Below are 6,566 nucleotides of genomic sequence, written 5' to 3'. Positions count from 1 at the left end.
GCGCAGGACCGTGCCCTTGGTGCCGGCCACCCAGGCGGTGGCGTGCCCGACGGCGGCCAGTCCACGGAATCGGACACCGTTCGCGGCGGCCGGACCGGTGTCCTTGAGGGCCCAGACCGCACCCCGTGGGCCGGAGGCGGAGAGGTCCGGCGCCCCGGTGTCCGCCCGGGCCGGTGCGGCCGTCACCGCCGCCAACAGGGCCGCCGCGCACATGCCAACTCCCAGAAGTCTCATGGCGCGGGAAGCTAACGCACGCGTATTTCGCCGTCCAGGGTGCGTTCCCGGCCGCGCGTTCCTAGCGTGGGGCCATGGCCTCCATGGAAGCGAACGAGCCGAAAGAGCCGAAAGAGCCGAAGGAACCCAAGGCGTACGCGGGCGAGGGGATCACCGTCACCTACGACGCGGGCCGGTGTCTGCACGCGGCCCGGTGCGTCGGCGGTCTGCCCGAGGTGTTCGACACCGGGCGGCGCCCCTGGATCCAGCCGGACGGCGCCGCGCCGGAGCGGGTGGCGGAGGTGGTCCGGCGCTGTCCGTCCGGGGCGCTCCAGTACCGGACGGCCACGGGCCCGGCGGAGGAAGGGGACCGGCCGGCCACCGTCGTACGGTCGCCTCTCGGCCAACTGTTCCTGCGGGGGGAACTGAGCGTGACCACCGCCTCGGGAGAGGTCCGGAGGGAGACCAGAGCGGTCCTTTGCGCCTGTGGAGTGAGCGGTAACCAGCCTTATTGCGATCACTCCGGGTCCTGCGGAAAGGAGTGAGATCCCTTTCCCCGCACCCTCCCCTCCGTCACGCTGTGCGATCGCACGGGCGGAATCCGGCCAATCGGTGATGCAGCTCACGTCATCCGCCCTGCACGGATTTGCCGATTCCGGCGTCTATCCGGTTGCCGGGTTCCACCCCACAGCCCGGCAGCAGATCCGCCGCAAGGGAGCGAGCCTTGATCACTGTCATCGAGCAGGCCGTACAGGCACGACTGGTCGCCACCGCCCCGAAGGTCGAGACCGTCCCCGTCACCCTCTGCTACGACCGCTCGGATCCCTTCGCCGTCCGCATGGCCTTCCCGGCCCTCGCGACGCTGGAGGGCGTCGAGGTCTCGTGGACCTTCGCGCGGGAGCTGCTGATGTCCGGGATCCAGCACCCGGCCGGCTGCGGCGACGTCCGCGTGCGCCCGTACGACGGGGACCGGACGACGGTGGAGTTCCACGCGCCGGAGGGGGTGGCGATCGTGCTGATGACCACGGCCGAGATCCAGAGATTCCTGGAGCGCTCCCGCGAGCTCGTCCCGCCCGGCCTGGAGCACCGCTACCTGGACATGGACCACAGCCTGGACGAGCTGATGCGCGGCTCCTGCTGAGTCGTCCGAAGCCCCCTCTGTTTATTTCGTTGCGGGCGGCTCCGGCCGCCCGTAACTTCGTCGGTGCCCCATAGCCGTCGAAACGGAGTAGGACATTGCTCTTCTGAGGTCCGAGACACCGGCCAGCACGCCCACACCTTTGTGACAGTCGGCTGTCTCCCCGCGTTGCACGCACCATTCACGCAACCTGGAGGCCTCCATGAGCCACACCCCTACTTTTGTCACCTGCTCCTCCCTGTCCTTCGACTGGCCCGACGGAACCCCCGTCTTCGAGGGTTTCCAGTGGACCGTCGGCCCCGGCCGCACCGGCCTGATCGGACTCAACGGCTGCGGGAAGTCCACCCTGTTGAAGCTCGTCGCGGGCGCCCTGACCCCGTCCGGGGGCCAGGTGTCCGTGGCCGGCACCCTCGGCTACCTCCCGCAGGACGCCACCCTCGACACCGCGCTCCGCGTGGACGAGGCACTCGGTATCCGCACCGCCCGCACGGCCCTGCACGCCATCGAGGCGGGTGAGGCCACCGAGGCCAACTTCGCCGCCGTCGGCGACGACTGGGACGTGGAGGAACGGGCCCTGGCCGTGCTCGACCAGCTCGGGCTCGCCGGGACCGGTCTGGACCGCACCGTCGGCGAACTCTCGGGCGGTGAGTGCGTCCTGCTGCGGCTGGCCGCCCTGCTGCTGGCCCGGCCGGACGTGCTCCTGCTGGACGAGCCCACCAACAACCTGGACCTGCGGGCCCGGCGGCGCCTGTACGCGGCCGTCGAATCCTGGTCCGGGGTGATGGTGCTCGTCAGCCACGACCGCGAGCTGCTGGAGCGGGTCGACCAGATCGCCGACCTGCGCGACGGCGAAGTCCGCTGGTACGGCGGGAACTTCGGCGACTACGAGCGGATGCTGGCCGCCGAGCAGGAGTCGGCCGTGCGGATGGTCCGGGTCGCCGAGGCCGACGTCCAGCGCCAGAAGCGCGAACTGGCCGACGCCCAGGTCAAACTGGCCCGGCGCAAGCGGTACGCGCAGAAGATGTACGACAGCAAGCGCGAGCCGAAGATCGTGATGAACACGCGCAAGCGCGCCGCCCAGGAGTCGGCGGGCAAGCACCGCACGATGCACGCCGAGAAACTGGCGGACGCCCGCGAGCGGCTGGACCAGGCGGTGGAGGCGGTGCGCGACGACGACGCGATCCGCATCGAGCTGCCCGCCACGCAGGTTCCCCCGGGCCGGCGGGTGCTGACCCTGACCGATCTGCGCCTGGCCCATGGTGCCGGGGCGGCGGGCGAGTGGGAGGTGCGCGGTCCGGAGCGGATCGCGCTGGTCGGTGCGAACGGCTCCGGCAAGACGACGCTGCTGCGCACGCTCGCCGGGCAGCTGCCTCCCGTGTCGGGCGAGGCGGTGACGCACGTCCCGGCGCGTTTCCTGCCGCAGCGGCTGGACGTACTGGACGACGAGCGTTCGGTGGTACAGAACGTCGCGCGGTTCGCCCCGCACGCCTCCGACAACCTGATCCGGGCGCGGCTCGCGCACTTCCTGTTCCGGGGCGGCCGGGCGGACCGGGCGGCCGGCACCCTCTCGGGCGGCGAGCGGTTCCGGGCGGCGCTCGCGGCGCTGCTGCTGGCGGAGCCGGCTCCGCAGCTGCTGATGCTGGACGAGCCGACGAACAGCCTGGACCTGGCGAGCGTGCGCCGGCTCGGGGAGTCCCTGGAGGCGTACGAGGGGGCGCTGATCGTGGCGAGCCACGACGTGCCGTTCCTGGAGTCGGTCGGGATCACGCGGTGGCTGCTGCTCGACGGCGAGCGGGGCCTGCGGCCGACCACGGCCGAAGAGGTCCGCGCCTCGCTCTGGCAGGACTGACCGCCGGCCCCTGCGGCCCGTACCCCGTCCCCTCCGGCCGTCAAGGCCGGAGGGGACGGCCACCTTCTGGCGTGATTCTCACCCCCGTGGAGGCCTCTGCCGCCCCCTCCAACTGCGTAGATAACCGGATGTAGCCGGGCACAACCACGGCCGGGGCTTGGCTGGCCCTGATGTCACGCTTAACCTACGAGACCGTAGGCTACGGAACCGTAGGTAATTCGCTTTGTCCCCAGGAGCACCCGTGACGATCACCTCTCCCCACCTCGGCAGCTCGGAGGCGTGGACCGACGCCAAGCTGCTGTACGCGCTGGAAGAGGTGGTCGAGAAGGAGCTCAACCGCCATCTGAAGGTCACCAAGGACTGGATGCCCCACGAGTACGTCCCGTGGAGCGACGGCCGGAACTTCCCGGGCTTCTTCGAGGACGGCGAGGCCTGGGACCCGCAGCAGTCCAAGGTCACCGACATCGGCAAGATCGCGCTGGTCGTCAACCTGCTGACCGAGGACAACCTCCCCAGCTACCACCACGAGATCGCGACGCTGTTCGGCCGCAACGGCGCCTGGGGCACCTGGGTGCACCGCTGGACGGCCGAGGAGGGCCGCCACGGCATCGTGATGCGCGACTACCTGCTGGCCTCGCGCGCCGTGGACCCGGACAAGCTGGAAGCCTTCCGGATGCAGCACATGTCGGAGGGCTTCGAGTCCGACAACAGCCACTCGATGCTGCACTCGGTGGCGTACGTGGCCTTCCAGGAGCTCGCGACCCGCATCTCGCACCGCAACACCGGCCACCAGTCCGGGGACCCGGTCTGCGACCGGATGCTGGCGCGCATCGCGCAGGACGAGAACCTGCACATGATCTTCTACCGGAACCTGCTGGCCGCGGCCTTCGAGCTCGCCCCCGACCTGACCATGCAGGCCGTGCGCGACGTGGTCGTCAACTTCCGGATGCCCGGACACGGCATGCCCGGGTTCGAGCGGATGGCCGCGCAGATGGCGATCGGCGGGGTCTACAACCTGCGGATCCACCACGACGACGTGCTCAGCCCCGTGATCCGCTTCCTCAAGATCATGGACATCGACGGGCTGGGCCCGGAGGGCCAGAAGGCACAGGAGGAGCTCGGGCTCTTCATGAACGGCCTCGACTCCGAGGCCCGCAAGTTCGACGAGCGCCTGGCCGCGCGCGCCGCCCGCATGGCCGCCCGTCTGGGCTGAGGTCCCAGCCGCGCGCGGGCCGGCCGAGGTCTCAGGCTCGCGGACGCAGCGCGAGGCGCTCCGCCTCCGACAGCCCGCCCCAGACGCCGAAACGCTCGTCGTTGGCGAGTGCGTACTCCAGGCACGCGGCCCTGCCCTCGCACGCCCCGCAGAGCCGCTTCGCGTCCTGGAGCGAGGAGCCCGGCTCCGGGAAGAAGAAGCTCGGGCCCGTCTGGGCGCACAGGGCGAGGTCGTACCAGGCGGGGGCGGAGGTGGTGTTCATCGACATGCGGCGATCCTGGACGGGCGCGATGGACATCCGATCAACGCGGGATCAACACACCGGGCACGGCCCTGCCGGGGACAGCATCCCACCCCCCTCTGACAACGCTCGGCCGTCCGTCCCGCCGACAGAGTGAACGACCGTGCGTTCGGTAAGCTGCCCGTATGGCAGACGGACGCGTGGAGCGCGGGAACCAGACGCGGCGGGCCGTCCTCGAACGGACGGTGAAGATCGCCTCGGTCGACGGCCTGGAGGGCCTGTCCCTGGGGAAGATCGCCACGGACCTGGGCCTGAGCAAGAGCGGGGTGTTCGCCCTGTTCGGGTCCAAGGAGGACCTCCAGCTCGCGACGGTCCGCGCCGCCCGCGAGGTGTTCGTGGAGCACGTCGTACGGCCCGTGCGCGAGGCACCGCCCGGGGCCGCCAAGGCGTGGCAGCTGTTCCTCAGCTGGCTGGAGTACTCCGGGCGCCGGGTCTTCCCGGGCGGATGCTTCTTCTACTCCGTCTCCGCGGAGTTCGACGCCCGCCCCGGCCCGGTCCGCGACGAGGTCGCCCGGGCCCGTGCCGACTGGATCGGCTACGTGGAGCGGGTGCTGGACGAGGCGCGGCTGGCCGGCGCCTTCCGCCCCGGCTTCGAGGCGGCGGACGTGCCCCAGCTGGCGTTCGAGGTCATGGCGCTGATGGAGCTGGCCAACGCCCATTCGGTCCTGCACGAGGACCCGTCGGCGTACGAGCGGGCCGGCCGGGGCATCCTCGGCCGGCTGCGCGCCGTCGCGGCCGCCCCGGACGAGCTCCCGGAGCGGCCGCCGGCCGTGGACTACGCCGTCTGACGCGGGCCCGGCCCCTTCTTCCCCGCCCGCATCGACCAGCCGGCCGCCGCCGCGCCCAGTGCGGTGAGCGCCGTCAGCAGGAACACCCCGCTCCAGCGGTCGCCCTCGCCGGTGAGCAGGGCGGCGGTGGCGGCGACCCCGAGGGCGCCGCCCAGCTGGCGGGCGGTCATCAGCAGGCCCGTACCGGCCGCGAACCGCTGTGGCGGGAGGGTGGCGGAGGCCGCCGCGGAGAGCGCGGTGAGCGCGGTGCCGATGCCGAGACCGCCCAGCAGACCGGCGGGCAGGAACACCTGGGCGTACGAGGTCGAGTGCGCGGCCCAGCCCCACAGCAGCAGGGCGTTGGCGGCGAAGAGCAGCGAGCCGAGGACGACGGCCGCCCACTGGAGCCGCGGCGGCACCCGGCGGCCCACCACCAGCGCCCCGGCCATCGCGAGGATTGCGCCCGGAGTGACCCCGAACCCGGCCTCCAGGGGCGTGTAGTGCCAGCGGGCCATGAGGTAGGAGGGGCCGGTCAGCAGCCATGCGTACATGCCCGCGCCGAAGAGCAGGGCGCTGACGTTGGAGCGGGCGAAGACCGGCGCGCGCCACAGGTGCCGGTCGACCGCCGGGGCGGGGTGGCGGCGGGAGCGGTGCAGGGCCGAGACGATCGACAGCGGCCCGCCGACCGCGAGGACGAGCACCGGGGCGCTGGTCCAGCCCCACTCCGCGCCCTGGGTGAGGCCGGCCACCAGCGCGCCGATGCCGAGTGCGAGGGCGGCCGTACCGAGGACGTCGGGCAGCCGGCGCCCGGCGGGCTCCTCCCGGGGGAGGGCGTTCCGGGCGGCCTGGCACACCAGCAGCCCGAGCGGCACGTTGACCATGAAGATCGCACGCCAGTCCCACACCTCGACCAGCAGCCCGCCGAGGCTGGGCCCTACGGCGGCGGCGAGTCCGCCGGCCGCTCCCCAGGCGCCGATCGCGGCGGCCCGCCGGGCGGGCGGCGTGTGTGCCAGTACGAGTCCCAGCGCGGCCGGGATCATTCCGGCCGCGGCGGCGCCCTGGAGCGCGCGGGCCAGGATCAGCAG

7 protein-coding genes and 1 pseudogene are annotated in these 6,566 nt (G+C 72.3%); 5 read left to right on the top strand and 3 right to left on the bottom strand.

Features of this window, described 5'->3' with window-relative positions:
* A pseudogene (locus VR44_RS12925) lies at nucleotides 1-234 on the bottom strand (hypothetical protein); the annotation flags it as partial.
* Nucleotides 235-317: 83 nt separating this feature from the next.
* On the opposite strand from VR44_RS12925, the gene VR44_RS12920 reads away from it, so the two are divergent.
* From VR44_RS12920 to VR44_RS12905, 4 genes are all read left to right on the top strand, one after another.
* Nucleotides 318-758, top strand: coding sequence for a (4Fe-4S)-binding protein (locus VR44_RS12920; RefSeq protein ID WP_045947607.1), 441 nt, complete (start codon nucleotides 318-320; stop codon nucleotides 756-758).
* A gap of 179 nt (nucleotides 759-937) precedes the next feature.
* Entirely contained in the window at nucleotides 938-1,354 is a 417-nt protein-coding gene (gene ssgD / locus VR44_RS12915; RefSeq protein ID WP_045947605.1) for a spore wall synthesis regulator SsgD, read from the top strand.
* A 199-nt stretch (nucleotides 1,355-1,553) separates the two neighbouring features.
* Nucleotides 1,554-3,200 carry an ABC-F family ATP-binding cassette domain-containing protein gene (locus VR44_RS12910; protein WP_045947604.1) on the top strand — a complete coding sequence of 549 codons (1,647 nt, stop codon included), beginning with the start codon at nucleotides 1,554-1,556 and terminating at the stop codon, nucleotides 3,198-3,200.
* Nucleotides 3,201-3,441: 241 nt separating this feature from the next.
* Entirely contained in the window at nucleotides 3,442-4,413 is a 972-nt protein-coding gene (locus tag VR44_RS12905) for an acyl-ACP desaturase (RefSeq protein ID WP_045947603.1), read from the top strand.
* 31 nt (nucleotides 4,414-4,444) lie between these two features.
* Here the strand turns inward: VR44_RS12905 and VR44_RS12900 are convergent, their stop codons facing one another.
* Complete coding sequence (locus VR44_RS12900; RefSeq protein ID WP_045947602.1) at nucleotides 4,445-4,681, bottom strand: WhiB family transcriptional regulator; 237 nt, start codon at nucleotides 4,679-4,681, stop codon at nucleotides 4,445-4,447.
* A gap of 158 nt (nucleotides 4,682-4,839) precedes the next feature.
* On the opposite strand from VR44_RS12900, the gene VR44_RS12895 reads away from it, so the two are divergent.
* Entirely contained in the window at nucleotides 4,840-5,502 is a 663-nt protein-coding gene (locus VR44_RS12895; RefSeq protein WP_045947601.1) for a TetR/AcrR family transcriptional regulator, read from the top strand.
* Here the strand turns inward: VR44_RS12895 and VR44_RS12890 are convergent.
* A partial coding sequence (locus VR44_RS12890; RefSeq protein WP_045947600.1) for an MFS transporter occupies nucleotides 5,490-6,566 on the bottom strand: 1,077 nt, incomplete at its 5' end. The two genes, VR44_RS12895 and VR44_RS12890, sit on opposite strands and share 13 nt — an antisense overlap.

Source organism: Streptomyces katrae, assembly GCF_000966975.1.
GTDB lineage: Bacteria > Actinomycetota > Actinomycetes > Streptomycetales > Streptomycetaceae > Streptomyces > Streptomyces katrae.
Note: the sequence above shows the minus strand (reverse complement) of the source record. Positions and strands in the feature narration are given on the sequence as shown.